This is a genomic window from Pseudooceanicola algae (assembly GCF_003590145.2).
GTDB classification, from domain to species: domain Bacteria; phylum Pseudomonadota; class Alphaproteobacteria; order Rhodobacterales; family Rhodobacteraceae; genus Pseudooceanicola; species Pseudooceanicola algae.
Map to the genome: position 1 here is coordinate 1,732,993 of NZ_CP060436.1, position 15,685 is coordinate 1,748,677.

The window sequence follows — 15,685 nt, forward strand, 5'->3', positions numbered from 1 at the left end:
CGACATATTGCCGACCTGATACGACTCATACGGGTATTGCGGCGCCGCAAAACTGCCATCGCAATTGTCCCGATACCGGGCCCATGGCGCGTCAGGGGCCTGATCGGGACCATGTCGTCCAGCGGATGGTCGGGGAAGTTGAAAGACGCACGTTCGGGACGGTCAGTCCCCTGCCCGTCCCCGATCCGAAGACGGAAGCAGGCGTGCCGCGACCCCAGGGACGAACAGCCTAGTCGAAGGTGAATGACGGCAGGTTCGAAAAGGCCTCGCGCAGGGCGACACCCCAACCTGAGGAGATTTCCTGGAAATAGGCGTCATCCGCCTCGACCCGGCCCGTGCGGCCCATGGCCAGAGAGCCATTTTCGTAGATGTGGTAATCCAGCGGCAGGGCCACCGACAGGTTCGCCTTGATCGTGCTGTCGAAAGACACCAGCAGCAGCTTCATCGCCTCTTCGAAGGACATGTCCGGCTCATAGGCGCGGATCAGGATCGGGCGGCCATACTTGGTTTCGCCCACCTGGAAGAAGGGCGTGTCGGGGCTGGCCTCGATGAAATTGCCCTCGGGGTAGATCAGGTAGAGACGCGGTTCGCCGTCCCCGATCTGCCCGCCTAGAAGCACCGTGGCATGGAAGGTCGAACTGGCCGTCTGGCCTGCGCCGGCATGTTCGCCGATGACTTCGCGCAGGGTCTGGCCAACAAGCCGGGCGACCTGGAACATCGACGGCAGGCGTTCGATGTCGGGCGAGCGTTCATCGGGACTTTTGCCGCGTTCCTGCAACAGGCTGATGACGGCCTGCGTGGTGGCCAGGTTGCCGGCGGTCATCAGGGTCAGGCAACGGTCACCGGGAACGTCGAAGTGGAACATCTTGCGGAAGGTGGAAATGTTGTCGACACCGGAATTGGTCCGGGTGTCGGACATGAAAAGGATCCCGCGATCAACTTGCATGCCTACGCAATAGGTCATTTCCGGCGCTCCGCTCTGGCCACCGGGGAAGAACCCCCCGGTCAGGGGACCCTATTGCTGAACTTGCACCGAAACGTAAAGCTCTTCTTCCGCATCGCCCTGACGAAGACCGTGCACAGGTGCCGCTTCGCCATAGTCGCGGCCAAGGGCCACGCGCACATAACGGTCATCCGGGCAGACCTGATTGGCAACATCGAAGCCGACCCAGCCAAGCGCATCCAGCCAGACTTCGCACCAGCCGTGGGTGGCACCCTGGTCCATCTGCCCGTCAATCAGCAGATAGCCCGAGACATAGCGCGCCGGCACCCCGAGGATCCGCGCGGCGGCGATCATCACATGGGCCTGATCCTGGCAGACCCCTTCGCCTGCCTTGGCGGCCTCTTCGGCGGTGGTGGTCACGGTGGTGGTCCCGGACTTGTAGGCGACCGCCTCGCTGACCGCGCCGCAAAGCGCGTGCATCCCCGACAACTGGTTGGCCGCACAGGCCTCTTTCACCGACCCGGCCAGCTTGCGGATCATGGCGCCGGGGGTCGTCGCGAACGTCTGCGACTTGAACAGCCACAGCGGTGCCAGCCCGGTGCCTGCCCCGATCACGCCGTTCAGGTTCTGCACCTCGACTTCGCCCTGGGACTGGATGGTGACCGAAGTCGCGCCCTCGTCCATCTCGACCATCTCGGTCACGTTGCGGAAGTGGTCGTCGTAAAGCACCTGCCGGGTGGCCCCGCTGACATTGCTTTGCCAGGACAGGACCTCTTGCCCGGCGGCGGTGCGCGGTGTCAGGCGCAGTTGCAGCAGGGCATAATCGACCGGGCGGTCATATGAATAGGTCGTCGTATGTGTGATGGCGAGGCGCATGTTCTATCCGTAAAAGCGGAAATCTTCCTGGATCTGGCTGGCAAGGTGGCCAGTTTCGATGATCGCGACCTTGAGGAACTCGTGCAGCCCCTCGTCGAGGACGGATTCGATATCCCGCCCTTCCAGCCGCGCCTTGAGCTGGCGCGCCAGATCGAGGCAGGGAAGATCTTCCGGCATCTCCTTGTTGAGGTATTCCAGGTGGCCGACCATTTCGGACAGGCAATAGGCCAGGCTGCGCGGCATCCGCTTGTCGAGGATCATGAAATCGGCGATCGCCTTGGGGCTGACATCGCCTTCGTTCAGCCAGCGGAAACTGCGGTAGGCCGAGACCGAGCGCAGGATGGTTTCCCATTGCACATTGTCCATGGACCCGCCGACATGCGCCGCCGAGGGCAGCAGCACGTAGTATTTCACATCCAGGATCCGCGCCGTGTTGTCGGCCCGTTCGATGAATGTGCCAAGGCGCGAGAAATCGTAGATGTCGTTGCGCAGCATGGTGCCGTGCAACGCCCCCCGCACCAGGCTGGAATGCTGGCGCACCGAGGCCAGCACACTGGCAAGGTTGTTTACCGACACCGGGCGCTGAAGCTGTTCGCGGATGTTCATCCAGGCCTCGTTGACGGCCTCCCAGACCTCGGACGACAGCGCCGTGCGCACCATCCGCCCGTTCGCCCGCGCCGCGTCGATGCAGGACAGCACCGACGACGGGTTGTCACGATCCCGCAGCAGGTAGTTGGTGACATTCGACTGATCGAAGGTCTCCCATTTGGCGATGAAATCCTCGCGGCCACCGGCGGTGGTCACGACGCTTTCCCATTCGCTTTCCGATGACCCCATCGATCCGGTCAACGCGATGCGGAACCCGGTATCGAGAAGCCGTGCAGTATTCTCGCTGCGCTCGAGATAGCGGAACATCCAGTAGAGGCCGCCAGCCGTACGTCCAAGCATGTCTGATCAGTCCCCCAGAACCCAGGTGTCTTTCGTTCCGCCACCCTGAGAGGAGTTGACCACAAGGCTGCCCTCCTTCAGTGCGACGCGCGTCAGCCCGCCGGCGGTGATATGCACCCGTCCAGGTGCCACCAGCACGAAGGGGCGCAGGTCCACGTGGCGTGGCGCAAGCCCCTTCTTGGTCATGATCGGCACCGTCGACAGGGCCAGCGTTGGCTGGGCCACATAGTTGTCGGGCCGCGCGATCAGCTTGTCCTTGAAAGCGGCGATTTCCTTTTTCGAGGCCGCGGGCCCCACCAGCATGCCGTACCCGCCGGAGCCGTGGACTTCCTTCACGACAAGGTCGGCCAGGTTGTCGAGCACGTATTTCAGGCTGTCTTCTTCCGAACAGCGCCAGGTCGGCACGTTCTTCAGGATGGCCTTTTCACCGGTGTAGAATTCCACGATGTCGGGCATGTAGGAATAAAGCGCCTTGTCGTCCGCGATCCCGGTGCCCGGTGCATTGGCGATGGTGATATTGCCGGCGCGGTAGACATCCATGATACCCGGCACGCCCAACATGCTTTCGGGATTGAAGCTGAGCGGGTCGAGGTATTCATCATCGACCCGGCGGTAGATCACGTCGATCGGCTTGTAGCCGCGGGTGGTCCGCATCTGCACCTTGCCGCCGATGACCTTGAGGTCATTCGCCTCGACCAGCTCCGCACCCATCTGGTCGGCCAGAAAGCTGTGTTCGAAATAAGCCGAATTGTGGATGCCCGGCGTCAGCACGGCGACCGAGGGCTTTACCCCGTCGAAATTGGGCGGCGCGCAGTCGGACAGCGACCGGCGCAGCTCGGCCGGATAGCTGGAAACCGGGCGGACCTTCATCTTGCTGAACAGTTCCGGGAACATCTGCAGCATCGTCTCGCGGTTCTCCAACATGTAGGAGACGCCGGAGGGCGTGCGCGCATTGTCTTCCAGAACGTAGAATTCGTTTTCGCCGGTGCGCACCAGATCGGTGCCGACGATATGGGTATAGACCCCGCCCGGAGGCATCATGCCGATCATCTGCGGCAGGAAGGCCGCGTTGCGCGAAATGATATGTTCCGGCAGGCGTCCGGCCTTCAGGATTTCCTGACGGTTGTAGATATCGGCCAGAAAGGCGTTCAGCGCGCGAACCCGCTGTTCGATGCCCTTTTCCAGCACCCGCCATTCCTGCGCGGCGATGATCCGGGGCACGATATCGAAGGGGATCAGGCGTTCCTGCGCATCCTTCTGACCGTAGACATTGAAGGTGATGCCGATCCGCCGAAAGAAAGTCTCTGCCTCGGCGGACTTCTTCAGCAGGGTCCGGGGATCTTCCCCGGAAAACCATTCGGCGTATTCGGCATAAGGCGCCCGGGGGGCTTCGCCCGCTTGCGCCATCTCGTCAAAGAACTTCCGTTCGTCCATCTCCACCCTCAGACCCTTTTCCCTTGGGCATCATTGGAGGGATCGTTGCAGAGGCTCTGCCGGTAAGCGAGAGCGGTTCCGCGTAAACCTCCGAAATGCAAATCGCTTTTGCGCCGCGCTGCACAAAAATCTTGCGCCCTTGTCGAAATCGGCCCGATGTCCCACCTGCGGTCCTCCCCGTCGGTGACACCCTGCCAATCCCTCTTCGTCGCGCGCCTCCCTTGTCCTGCTCCTCGCAATCTGCTCCCCGTGGCGCGACGCCGCCCGGCGGGAAATCCCGCAGGGCCTCAAGGGTTTAGCTAACGGTAACACGCGGCACCCGAAAATCCAGCACAATACGCAGCTTTCCTGTTTCACGGCTGCAAGGCGACGCCAGGGCACCCCCATACCGGGTTGCGGCGCGGCCGGACAGCAGCACGCGGGCAGTGGCAAGGCCAGTTGTCACTCCGTTCACACGGCGGACAACGCCCCTGCGCGCGCCCTTGCGCCAAGGCACCATTCCGCCACGGCCGTGCGAAAGTGATTAACTCTTTCTGGTCAATGGACAGGCATCGCTCTACCGTAGGCCGCATGAGTTCCGCATCGGGCGGCCTGGACGCAATACGGCGTCAGGTCATGACCCGGCGCCAAGCCCCATGCCAGAGGATCCGCGCGACTATGCACAGGCGCCCATCCCTAGCCCGAGCCACCGCTCTAGGCTGCCTTCTTTCCCTGACCCCCCTCACCGCGCCGAACGCCGCCGAAGTCGTCCTGAACGCCGGCAGCGACGAAGACCTGGTGAAGACGCTCCGCGCCGCCTCGCTGTCGGTAAAGGCCGTCGAGACGGACGAGATCACGGATGCGCAGGAACTGATTGCCGCCGCCAAGGCCGATTACAAGCGCATGATCGCCGCCCTGTATGACGAAGGCTATTTCGGCCCCGATGTCTCGATCAAGATCGACGGGCGCGAGGCGGTCGATGTCTCGGCCTTGCAACGCAACGTGACGGCCGAGAAAATTCTGATCTCGGTCGAACCCGGCCCGCTGTTCACCTTTTCGCAGGCCGAGATCGACCCCCTGCCCACCGGATCCGAGCCACCGGCAGGCTTCACCGTCGGGGCTACTGCCAAGACCAGCGTGATCCGCCAGGCCGGACGCACCGGTATCACCGACTGGCGCCAGGCAGGCTATCCGCTGGCCGATGTGACCGGGCAGCAGATCACCGCCAATCACGCCGATTCAAAAGTCGCGGCCAGTTTCGACGTCACGCCGGGGCCGCAGCTGACCTTCGGCACCGTCACCCTGTCGCCCGACAGCTATGACAGCAACGTCCGCCCCGAACGCATCCTCGAAATCGCCGGTCTGCCGGAAGGCGAGGTCTATGATCCCGACGAGGTCTCCAAGGCCGCCGACCGGATGCGCCGCACGGGGGCCTTTTCCTCGGCCGTGGTCACCGAGGACGACCATGCCTCTGCCGGGGATACGCTGGGAACCACCATCGAGGTCCGGGATGCCAGGCTGCACCGGATCGGCGCAGGCGTCGAGATTTCCAGCACCGAAGGCCTCAGCCTCAGCGGCTACTGGATGAACCGAAACCTCTGGGGCGGGGCCGAGCGGCTGCGCTTTGATGCCGAAATCGAAGGTCTGGGCGTCGATACCGGCGGCTATTACGGCGGCATCGACTATTCGCTGGAAGGCAGCCTGACCCGGCCGGCCTTCCACCATCCCGACATGGACCTTGTCTTCGGCTTCGAGCTGAGCCGCGAGGATGAGCCGGATTACCTGTCCGATGTCGGCGCGCTGACCGTCGGGCTGGAACGCTACATCAACGAGGACCTTACCGGATCGTTGGAAGTCGGCCTGCGGCTGAACCGGTCGCGCGATGACCTCGGGACCCGCGATTTCCTGCATTTCACCACGACCGGCGGGCTGACCTGGGACAACCGCAACAGTGAATTCGACGCCACCAAGGGCTTTTACGCCGATGTGGAGGTCACGCCCTTTGTCGGTCTGAACGGGGTCGATTCCTCGGGCGTGCGCAGCGAAGCGGACCTGCGGGCCTACCAGATGCTGGGCAGTGAAAAGCTGGTACTGGCCGGTTGGCTGCAAGTGGGGTCGGTCGTCGGTCCGTCGATCGTCAACACGCCTTCGGACTGGCTGTTCTATTCGGGTGGCGGCGGATCGGTGCGCGGACAGGGCTACAAGTCGCTCGGCGTGACCAACGGATCGGTCACCACCGGCGGACGCAGCTATGCCGCGATCAGCACCGAAGTGCGCAGCAAGTTCACCGACACCATCGGCGGGGCGGTATTCGTCGACTACGGCTATGTCGCCGAGGACGAGACCTTTACCGGCGGCGAATGGCAGGGCGGCGCGGGCCTTGGCCTGCGCTACTTCACGCCGATCGGGCCGATCCGGCTGGATCTTGCAGTGCCGGTGACCGGCGACAGTGACGCGATCTCGATGTACGTCGGGATCGGTCAGGCATTCTGAGGAACGGGCAATGTTGCGTAAATACCTGATCACCCTTGCAGCCCTCACGGCGCTGCTGCTGCCTGCCCCGGTCCTTCTGGCGCAGGATGCAGACGAAGACGACGGCGCGAATTTCCTGTCGCGCACCCTGCAGAAGGTGCTGTCCAGCGCCGGTCGCGAAGTGCGCATCACCGGCTTCGAAGGCGCGCTGTCGACCCAGGCAACCCTCGGCAAGATGACCATCGCCGATGACGACGGCATCTGGCTCGAACTGGACAACGCCGTGCTGGACTGGCGCCGCCTTGCGCTGCTGCGCGGCCGTCTTCAGATCAACGAACTGACGGCCGAAAGCCTGACCATCTACCGCCTGCCACCCACGGTCGAGGATACCTCGGCCCCGGCGCCGGAATCTTCGGGCTTTTCGCTGCCGGACCTGCCGGTATCGATCAACCTCGACCAGATGCGTCTGGACAAGGTTGATCTGCGCGAACCGGTCTTCGGGCAGGCCGCTGTCCTGTCGCTGACCGGCAAGGCCGCCCTGGCCAATGGCGGACTGGATACCGACATCCAGATCGACCGGCTGGACCGCGACGGCGAGATTTCCGTCACCGCCGCCTATGCGCCTGACAACGAACAGATCACCGTCGACCTGACGGTGCAGGAACCCGAGGGCGGGATTCTGGCGCATCTGATGCAGCTTCCGGGTCTCCCTTCGGTCGACCTGACCGTGAATGGCGAGGGCCCGCTGGACAATTTCGCCGCCGATCTGCGCCTTGCCACGGATGGTGAGGACCGCCTGACCGGCAAGGCCGCGATTACCGGGCGCGACGACGGGGGCCGTGAATTCAATCTCAACCTCGGGGGCGACCTGACCGCGCTGGCCGCACCGGATTACCGCGACTTCATGGGCACCGATATCGGCCTAGTCGCCACCGGGAGTCAGGATAGTGACGGGGCGATCAATCTTGATCTGTTCCGCGTCAGATCCGCCGCGCTGAACATGGAAGGCAAGCTGGCGCTGGACGCCGACAAGCAGCCGTCGTTCTTTGACCTGACCGGCCAGATCGCCTCGCCTCAGGGTGCGGACCGGGTCGATCTGCCCTTCGGTGAAGGTATTTCGCTGGCCGGGGCCGACCTGAAACTGGACTTCGACCGCAGCCAGTCGGATGCGATTACCGGTCGGATCGAGGCGCGTGCGCCCGCCGCTCAGGGCTTTGCTGCCGACACGCTGGCGCTGGATATCTCGGGCGCCCTGCCCAAGGACGGCGCAGGCCAGGTGGGCATCGCATTCGATGCCAGCGGCCTTTCGACCGATGATCCCGCCCTGGCCCAGGCGGTCGGGGACGCGGTGACAGGCTCGGCCACGATCGGCTTCGGCGAAGGCCCGGTCGAGATCCGCGACCTTGTGTTCAACAACGATGTCGTGGCCCTGACAGGCTCTGCCAGTTTCGAAACCGAGGAAAAGAAGGCCAATGTCTCGGTCGCGGCTCAGGCCGATGTGTCCGATCTGTCGGCCTTTTCCGCCCTTGCCGGACTGGAAGGCCTCGCCGGTCAGACGGCCGTGGATGTGACGCTCGACATGACCCTGCCCTCGGGCGAGATGCGTCTGACGGCCACCGGGTCGGGCGACAACCTGCGTACCGGGATCGAACAGGCCGATGCCCTGCTGGCAACACCTGTCGCACTGGACGTGGATGTCGAACGCAACGAGACCGGGCTGACGGTCCACAAGCTCGACATCGGCAACGAGGCCCTTCAGGCCACCGCCGAGGGTCGCCTGGCCAGCAATGACGGCGAGATCACCTATGCCCTGACCCTGGCCGATGCCGGGGTGATGACGGGCACACAATCGGGTCCCGTGACCTTTGGCGGCGCCGTGACCCAGACCGAAGAGGCCATGCATCTGACCGGTTCGGGTGGTGGCACCGACATCGCCGTCGGGATCGAAGCGGTCGACAACCTTCTGGCCGGCAAGCTTGACCTGGACTTCGCGCTGAACCTGCCCAACGAGGGTGCACCGGACCTTGAAAACGCCCTGATCGAAACCGGAGAGCTGCGGGTTCAGGCCGACGGCAGCCTTGATCCGGCGGCCATGGCGCTGGACTTTTCGGCGCGCCTTGCCAATTCCGGTGTCTTCACAGGCGGCAATGCCGGACCTCTCAGTCTGAATGGCCAGGTCCGCACCGAGGCAGGCGGCGTGATCCATGCGCAGCTTTCGGGTGGGGGTGACCAGCTTGGCATCGGGATCGAAGCGGTGGACAACCTGTTGCAGGGCCGTCTTGGGCTGGAGGCCGACGCAACGGTCGACGGCACCCTGATCACCCTGCACCGCGCCCGTGTGGAATCGCCGGGGCTGACGCTGAATGCCTCCGGGACGATGGATGACGGCACGCTGGATTTCAGTGCCAGCCTTGGCCTGCCCAATTCCGCCGCCCCGCTTGGCGAACAGGCCGGGCCGGTCGATCTGACGCTGAAGGTCACCGGATCCGAGGGCGCCTATCGCGTCGTCGCCGATGGCAAGGGGCAGGACATGGGGATCGGCAACGATCTGGTCGACTCGCTTTTCGCCGACGACAGCACCCTGCGGGCCGATGTCAGCAGGGCCGCCGGTGGCGGTATCCGCATCGACGAAGCCAGCTTTACCTCGCGGGCGATCACCGCAACGGCCTCGGGTGTCGTGGACGAGGAAGGGCCGAAGATGGACTTCGACGCCCGGCTCGACAACATGAACCGCCTGTCGCCGCAGATGAACGGCCCGCTGACCGTCAAGGGCGCGGTCCGCCCCGACACGAGCGGGGCGATCTCGGTCAATGTGACGGCGGACGGCCCCGCCGGGGCGCAGGCCAGGGTTGCCGGTCTGGTCGCCAAGCCCGATGGCTCGGTCGATGTCACGGTCAACGGCTCGGTGCCGCTGGGGCTGGCCAACGGCTTCATCTCGCCGCGGTCCGTTTCCGGCACGGCAGCCTTCGACCTGGCGCTGAACGGACAGCCCGGCCTTGACGCGCTGAGCGGTCAGATCAGGCTGAGCGATGGCCGCGTGGTTGCCCCCGCTCTGGGCCAGGTGATCAACAACATCTCTGGCACAATCGGTCTGGGTGGCAGCCGGGCCAACGTGCAGATGACAGTCGCGCCACAGGACGGCGGGCGGCTGACCATCGCCGGACCGGTCGATCTGAATGCGCCCTATAACGCCAATGTCGACGTGACCTTCGCCAGCTTCATCGTCAACCAGGGCAGCTTTGCCACCACCGAACTGAACGGCACCGTCGCGGTGCGCGGTGCGCTGACCGGGGGCGGGTCGGTGACGGGTCGCATCGGCCTGACGAATACCGAGATCCGTCTGGCCGACACCGGCCTGGGCGGGCCGGAGGCCATACCCGACATCCGCCATCTCAGCGAACCCAGGGGCAGCTACCTGACGCGGGATCGCGCCGGGCTGGTGCTGACCGAGACGTCGCAGGCCGGCGGCGGGTCCGGCACAGCCGCGCCACCGCTGAACCTCGATTTGCAGATCGTGGCCGATAACGCGATCTTCATCCGGGGCCGTGGCCTTGATGCGGAACTGCGTGGCGGTCTTACGATCCAGGGCACCACTGCCGATATCCGTCCGGTCGGCCAGTTCGACCTGGTGCGCGGACGGCTCGATATCGTGGCAAAGCGGATCGACCTGACCGAAGGCTATGTCCAGCTTGCCGGCAGCTTCGAGCCGATCATCCACTTCGTCGCGGAATCCGAAAGCGGCGACTACGTGATAACCATCTCGATCGACGGCAGCGTGATCGAACCCGAGGTCGAGTTCACCTCGGATCCGGATCTGCCCGAGGACGAGGTGCTGTCGCAGCTGTTCTTCGGAAGCGGGCTGAATTCGCTAAGCCCGCTTCAGGCCGCCGAACTGGCCAGCGCCGTGGCCACCCTGACCGGATCCGGCAATGGCGGGCTATTTGAAAAACTGCGCGCCGGGACCGGGCTGGATGAACTGGATGTCTCGACCAACGACGACGGCCAGACCAGCCTGACCCTGGGCAAGTATTTCGCCAATGGCGTCTATTCAGAAACCGAGGTCACGGGCGATGGCGAAACCAGCCTGACGCTCAACTTCGATGTCTCGGACGATGTGACCGCCAAGGCCGAGGCAACCTCGGACGGCGATACATCTCTCGGGATCTTCTTCGAAAGGGATTACTAGGTCGCGCCTTGCCCGATAGGCTACCCGAACGGGCCGAGGGGGAACCTTCGGCCCGTTTTCCCTTTGCCCGGCGGCCCGTCGGGCACTGGACATTGACAGCGGGGGATGACAGCAGGCCATGCTTGGCCGGTCTTTGCCCGGAATGCCACCGCCCCGCCCTATGAAAGCCCGCCTGATGCCTGAACACGTCCAGCCCTCTGCTTTGCAGCCCCCCGTATCGCCGCCCACCGGAACGGATATGGGTCCGGCACCGGGCCGCTGGCGGGCGCTTGCGCTGATCGGGCTGGGGGTCATCGGGGTGATGTCCACCTGGTTCTCGGCCACCGCCATCGCGCCGGATCTCGCCGCGCTCTGGTCGCTTGGGGCGACACAAAGCGCCTGGCTGACCATCGCCGTGCAGCTAGGCTTTGTCGCCGGTGCCATCGCTGCCAGCCTTCTGAACCTGCCCGACATCGTGCCCCTGCCGCGCCTGATTGCGATCTCGGCGGCCCTGGCTGCCCTTGCCAATCTCGCGCTCCTGATCGTGCCGGGACCCGGTATTGCCATCGCGCTGCGCTTCGTGACCGGGATCGCCCTCGCCGGGGTCTATCCTCCGGCGATGAAGCTGATGGCCACATGGTTCGTTAAGGGACGCGGGCTGGCGCTTGGTCTGCTTCTGGCCGGGCTGTGCTTTGGCTCGTCCCTGCCCCACCTGGTGCGGGCCATGACCTTCGGACTGGACTGGAAACTGGTGGTGATCGCCACCAGCGCGGCTGGCTTCGTGTCGGCACTGGTCTTTGCCGGTGCCCTGCGCGAGGGCCCGCACGGCTTTGCCCGCGCCGTCTTCAACCCGCGCCAGACCTTTGCCATCCTGCGCAACCGACCGGTCATGCTCGCCAATATCGGCTATTTCGGCCATATGTGGGAGTTATACGCCGCTTGGGCCTGGTTGCTGGCCTATGGCGCCGCCGCCCGGTCCGCAGGTCTGACCTCCTTTCCCTTTGCCACCCCCGAGATGCTGGCCTTCGTCGCCATCGCCATGGGTGCACCGGGCAGCCTGATCGCGGGCTGGATGTCCGACCGGATCGGGCGCTGCTACACGACCATCGCCCTTATGGCCCTGTCGGCCGGTTGCGCGGCGCTGATCGGCACGGCCTTTGCCGGGCCGCCATGGCTGCTGGCGGCCATTGCCCTGCTTTGGGGGATGACCGTGCTGGGGGACAGCGCACAATTCTCGGCTGCCGTGTCGGAACTGGCCCCGCCGGATCTGGCAGGCACCGCGCTGACCCTGCAAACCGGCGTCGGCTTTGCCCTGACCATCCCGGCGATCCAGCTGGTCCCGGTGATCGCCGAGTGGATGGGATCCTGGCAATGGGCCTTCCTGCTGCTGGTTCCGGGGCCGCTGATCGGTATCTGGGCGATGGCCCGCCTGCGCCGGATGCCGGAAGCCGCCGCCTTGGCGCAGGGGCGCCGCTAGGTCAACGGGCCGCCCTGGGCTGCTGCCGCCACCAAAGTCTGTTCATTCCCGCACAGGGTGACCTGCACTGGCTGCGGGTCGCTCCCCCTTGCCCGTCGGTCCGCCGCGATTTAGTTACCTAGCTAACAAGTTAGCAAAACAACTAAATCCCCAAGAGGCCCGCCATGACGCAAGAGCGCGATATCCTGGACGCGATCCAGTTGGTTGTCCGGGAACTGCGACGCCAGTTCGATGCCGATGCGCAGCGCACCGGGCTGACCCTGTCGCGCTCAAAGCTGCTGCGCACCCTTGCCCGGATGGAAGGCGCGACGCAGGCGCAACTGGCCCAGGAACTGGAGATCGAAGCCCCTTCGGCCAAGCGGTTGATCGACGCGTTGGAACGCGATGGCTTTGTCGAGCGGCGGGGCTTGGAAGGGGATGCGCGCAAACGGGCACTGTTCCTGACCGAACGCGCCCGCCACGAGCGGGTCGAAGGTTTTGCCGCAAAGATCCGTCAGGAGGCGCTGAAAGGCCTGACGCCCGAAGACCTGACCCAGGCGCGGGATGTGCTGGACCGGATTTCATGCAATCTGACCGAGATCCGCGGCGATGACCGCTGAAGCCTCTTCCCCAAGTGCAGCGCCCGCCGCCGCGCCGGCACAGGTCACCGCCCCGGAAGAGGCGCCGGCGATGTCGTGGAAACGCGCCCTGCCCTATTTCCTTGCCTCGCTGGTTCTGGCGCTCAGCCAGGGGCTGGGCCAGGGTTTCGTGTCGAGCAATATCCAGCAGATCGCGGGTGACCTTGGCGTGACCACCACTCAGGCAAGCTGGCTGATGGCGGCCTACATGATTCCGCGCGCCTCGTTGCCGATGTTGTTGATCAAGATCCGCACCCAGTTCGGGTTGCGCCGGTTTGCCGAGATCGGCGTGGCGATCTATGTGCTGGTCGCCTTCGCTTCGGTCTGGATCTCGGACCTGCGCTCGGCGGTGATCATCCAGTTTCTATCCGGCGCGGCGGCGGCGTCGCTGTCGACGCTGGCCTTTCTCTACATGCTGGAACCACTGAGCCGCGTCTGGAAGATCCGGGGGGGGCTGCCCATGGCCCTGGCGCTGATCCTGTCGGGGTCTAGCCTTGCGCGGGTGGTCTCGCCGGCCCTGATCGGGGATGGCGGATTGGTGGGCATCCACCTGACCGCACTTGGCCTTGCCATGCTGGCGGCGACGCTGGTCTACCTGCTGCCCTTGCAGCCCTTGCCGCGCGCGAAAGTGATCCAGACCACGGATCTTGTCAGCTTTTCCCTGATCGCGATCGGCTTTGGCGGCCTGACCGTGGCCTTCATCCTTGGCCCGCTGCACTACTGGACCTCGGTACCCTGGATCGGCTGGCTGCTGGCCGGATCGGTGCTGGCCCTTGGGCTGGCGGCGGTGATCGAACTGGGGCGGGCGGCCCCGCTGGTCGATATCCGCTGGCTTGCCTCGCCGGCGATGCTGCATCTGACGGCGACGCTGCTGTTGTTCCGGCTGGTCCTGTCAGAGCAAAGCTCCGGGGCCCCACGCCTGTTCAGCACCCTTGGGGTGGCGCCGTCGGCCATGACCGGCTTGTTCGCGGTGATCGTGCTGGCGGGGCTGCTTGGCGGGCTGGCCTGTGTTGCCTGGGTGAAGGCCGAACGCATCCCGCTCTTTCACCTTGCGGCGCTGCTGCTGATCGCGGCCGGGGCCTGGATGGACAGCCAGTCCACCGTGCAGACCCGCCCCGAACAGATGCTGCTGAGCCAGGCGATGATCGCCTTTGCCGGCATGTTGTTCCTGCCGCCTGCGATGATGATCGGCCTTGGCCGCGCCATGGCCAAGGGGCCGAATTACCTTCTGAGCTTCATCGTCGTCTTCCTGTCGACCCAGAGCCTTGGCGGTGTCGTCGGATCCGGCCTGTTCTCGACCTACGTCACCCACCGGCAGGCCGCGCATTACCAACTGCTGAAGGAACAGATCGTCACCACGGATCCGCTGGTGCTGAACCGGATCGCGGCGCTGGTCACGGCCAAGGCCGGGGTGATCACGGATACCAGCCTCGCCAAGCTTCAGGCGGTCAGCGACATCGCCGCCGAGGCCGTCAGCCAATCCTACGTCCAGGCTTATAACGACGCCTTCTTCCTGATCTTCCTGGTGGCCGCTGCCGCCGCCTGCCTGCTGTGCCTGCACCTGTTGCAGATCATGCTGAGCAAGTGGCTTTCCGCCCGCCCGGACCAGACCTCAACCCGAGTAGAGCCATGAAACCTGTCCATATCCTTCCCACTGCAATCGCCACGCTGATCGGTGTCTGCGGCGTTCTGCTGATGCTGTTCGCCTGGCATCTGCCGCCCTTCTCCCCGGCCCAGCCCCGGACCGAAAACGCCTATGTGCGCGGCAAGGTCACGGTGCTGGCGCCGCAACTGTCGGGCAAGCTGAGCGCGGTGCCCGTCACCGATTTCCAAGAGGTTCACGAGGGCGAATTGATCGCGCAGATCGACGACCGCATCTATCGCCAGCAGCTGGCACAGGCCGAAGCCGACCTGGCCTCGGCCGAGGCGGCCCTGCGGGTGGCTGAGCAGAACGTCAAATCCAGTGCAGCGACCGGACGGTCCGCCGAAGCCTCGGTCCGGGCCGCTGAAAGCGCCGAAGAAACCGCAGCAGCGGAATGGAAGCGGATCGAGGCGCTGCAGGACCGCGGCATCACCTCTGCCTCGACGGCGGATCAGGCAGAGCTGTCCTGGAAACAGGCCGTCGCCGCGGCCGAAGTCGCCCGGGCCCAGAGCGAGGCCCAGAACGAGGCGATCGAAACCGCGCGGGTCAGTCTGGCCAGCTACCGCGCCGCGATCACCAAGGCCGAGGCGGCGCTGGAAACCGCGCGGATCAACCTTGAGAACACCCAGATCCTTGCGCCCGTGGATGGCCGGCTGGGGCAGGTGTCGGCGCGGGTCGGGCAATATGTCAGCGCCGGCACATCACTGGTCTCCATCGTCGGGAAAGACATCTGGGTAATCGCGAGTTTCCGCGAGACCGGGATGGGCGGGGTGCAGATCGGGCAGCCTGTGCAGATCGCCGTGGATGCGATGGGGGGCCGTGTATTTTCGGGCCAGGTCGAAAGCCTGTCACCGGCGACGGCCTCGGAGTTCAGTCTGTTGTCGAGCAGCAATGCGACCGGCAACTTCACCAAGATCGCGCAGCGGCTGCCGGTGCGGATCTCGATCAACCCAGGACAGGAAATGGCCCCTGTCCTGACCCCGGGTCTTTCGGTGGAGGTCCAGATCGAGACCGGCGCGCTGTAACCGGGCGGCGGGGGTACGGGGGGATCTGTCCCCCGGACCTTTTTTTACAGGGGGCGCGGGGGCTCTGCCCCCGTCTCCGTGCCGGAGACTCCCCCGGGATATTTGGA

The 15,685-nt window shown here is 64.9% G+C and carries 10 protein-coding genes; 6 read left to right on the forward strand and 4 right to left on the reverse strand.

Annotation, left to right across the window (positions count from 1 at the left end):
* Positions 1-229: 229 nt before the first annotated feature.
* From PSAL_RS08200 to PSAL_RS08215, 4 genes are read right to left on the reverse strand one after another with little or no spacing between them, the layout of a single operon-like run.
* On the reverse strand, positions 230-964 hold the full coding sequence (locus PSAL_RS08200; RefSeq protein ID WP_119838937.1) for a proteasome-type protease: 735 nt from the start codon (positions 962-964) through the stop codon (positions 230-232).
* A 51-nt stretch (positions 965-1,015) separates the two neighbouring features.
* Positions 1,016-1,819 carry a transglutaminase family protein gene (locus PSAL_RS08205; RefSeq protein ID WP_119838938.1) on the reverse strand — a complete coding sequence of 268 codons (804 nt, stop codon included), beginning with the start codon at positions 1,817-1,819 and terminating at the stop codon, positions 1,016-1,018.
* Between the two features lie 3 nt (positions 1,820-1,822).
* Complete coding sequence (locus PSAL_RS08210; protein WP_119838939.1) at positions 1,823-2,767, reverse strand: alpha-E domain-containing protein; 945 nt, start codon at positions 2,765-2,767, stop codon at positions 1,823-1,825.
* A gap of 6 nt (positions 2,768-2,773) precedes the next feature.
* On the reverse strand, positions 2,774-4,201 hold the full coding sequence (locus tag PSAL_RS08215; protein ID WP_119838940.1) for a circularly permuted type 2 ATP-grasp protein: 1,428 nt from the start codon (positions 4,199-4,201) through the stop codon (positions 2,774-2,776).
* A 777-nt stretch (positions 4,202-4,978) separates the two neighbouring features.
* On the opposite strand from PSAL_RS08215, the gene PSAL_RS08220 reads away from it, so the two are divergent.
* From PSAL_RS08220 to PSAL_RS08245, 6 genes are all read left to right on the forward strand, one after another.
* Positions 4,979-6,673, forward strand: a complete 1,695-nt coding sequence (locus tag PSAL_RS08220; protein WP_196222770.1) for an autotransporter assembly complex protein TamA — start codon at positions 4,979-4,981, stop codon at positions 6,671-6,673.
* A gap of 10 nt (positions 6,674-6,683) precedes the next feature.
* Positions 6,684-10,838, forward strand: a complete 4,155-nt coding sequence (locus PSAL_RS08225; RefSeq protein ID WP_119838942.1) for a translocation/assembly module TamB domain-containing protein — start codon at positions 6,684-6,686, stop codon at positions 10,836-10,838.
* Positions 10,839-11,013: 175 nt separating this feature from the next.
* The gene (locus PSAL_RS08230) at positions 11,014-12,294 is read left to right on the forward strand and encodes an MFS transporter (protein ID WP_231388656.1); all 1,281 of its coding nucleotides are present in this window, start codon (positions 11,014-11,016) and stop codon (positions 12,292-12,294) included.
* A 164-nt stretch (positions 12,295-12,458) separates the two neighbouring features.
* A complete protein-coding gene (locus tag PSAL_RS08235; protein ID WP_119838944.1) occupies positions 12,459-12,893 on the forward strand; it encodes a MarR family winged helix-turn-helix transcriptional regulator in 435 nt (144 codons plus the stop codon).
* Positions 12,883-14,544, forward strand: a complete 1,662-nt coding sequence (locus PSAL_RS08240) for an efflux MFS transporter permease (RefSeq protein ID WP_119838945.1) — start codon at positions 12,883-12,885, stop codon at positions 14,542-14,544. The genes PSAL_RS08235 and PSAL_RS08240 overlap by 11 nt, the downstream gene beginning before the upstream one ends.
* Positions 14,541-15,578, forward strand: a complete 1,038-nt coding sequence (locus PSAL_RS08245) for an HlyD family secretion protein (protein ID WP_119838946.1) — start codon at positions 14,541-14,543, stop codon at positions 15,576-15,578. The genes PSAL_RS08240 and PSAL_RS08245 overlap by 4 nt, the downstream gene beginning before the upstream one ends.
* The last annotated feature ends 107 nt before the right edge of the window (positions 15,579-15,685 follow it).

Bases quoted from the DNA above. Each gene is read 5' to 3' on its own strand.
- PSAL_RS08205 (WP_119838938.1), bottom strand. From the start codon at position 1,819: ATGCGCCTCGCCATCACACATACGACGACCTATTCATATGACCGCCCG.
- PSAL_RS08225 (WP_119838942.1), top strand. From the start codon at position 6,684: ATGTTGCGTAAATACCTGATCACCCTTGCAGCCCTCACGGCGCTGCTG.
- PSAL_RS08200 (WP_119838937.1), bottom strand. From the start codon at position 964: ATGACCTATTGCGTAGGCATGCAAGTTGATCGCGGGATCCTTTTCATG.
- PSAL_RS08235 (WP_119838944.1), top strand. From the start codon at position 12,459: ATGACGCAAGAGCGCGATATCCTGGACGCGATCCAGTTGGTTGTCCGG.
- PSAL_RS08245 (WP_119838946.1), top strand. From the start codon at position 14,541: ATGAAACCTGTCCATATCCTTCCCACTGCAATCGCCACGCTGATCGGT.
- PSAL_RS08210 (WP_119838939.1), bottom strand. From the start codon at position 2,767: ATGCTTGGACGTACGGCTGGCGGCCTCTACTGGATGTTCCGCTATCTC.
- PSAL_RS08240 (WP_119838945.1), top strand. From the start codon at position 12,883: ATGACCGCTGAAGCCTCTTCCCCAAGTGCAGCGCCCGCCGCCGCGCCG.
- PSAL_RS08230 (WP_231388656.1), top strand. From the start codon at position 11,014: ATGCCTGAACACGTCCAGCCCTCTGCTTTGCAGCCCCCCGTATCGCCG.
- PSAL_RS08215 (WP_119838940.1), bottom strand. From the start codon at position 4,201: ATGGACGAACGGAAGTTCTTTGACGAGATGGCGCAAGCGGGCGAAGCC.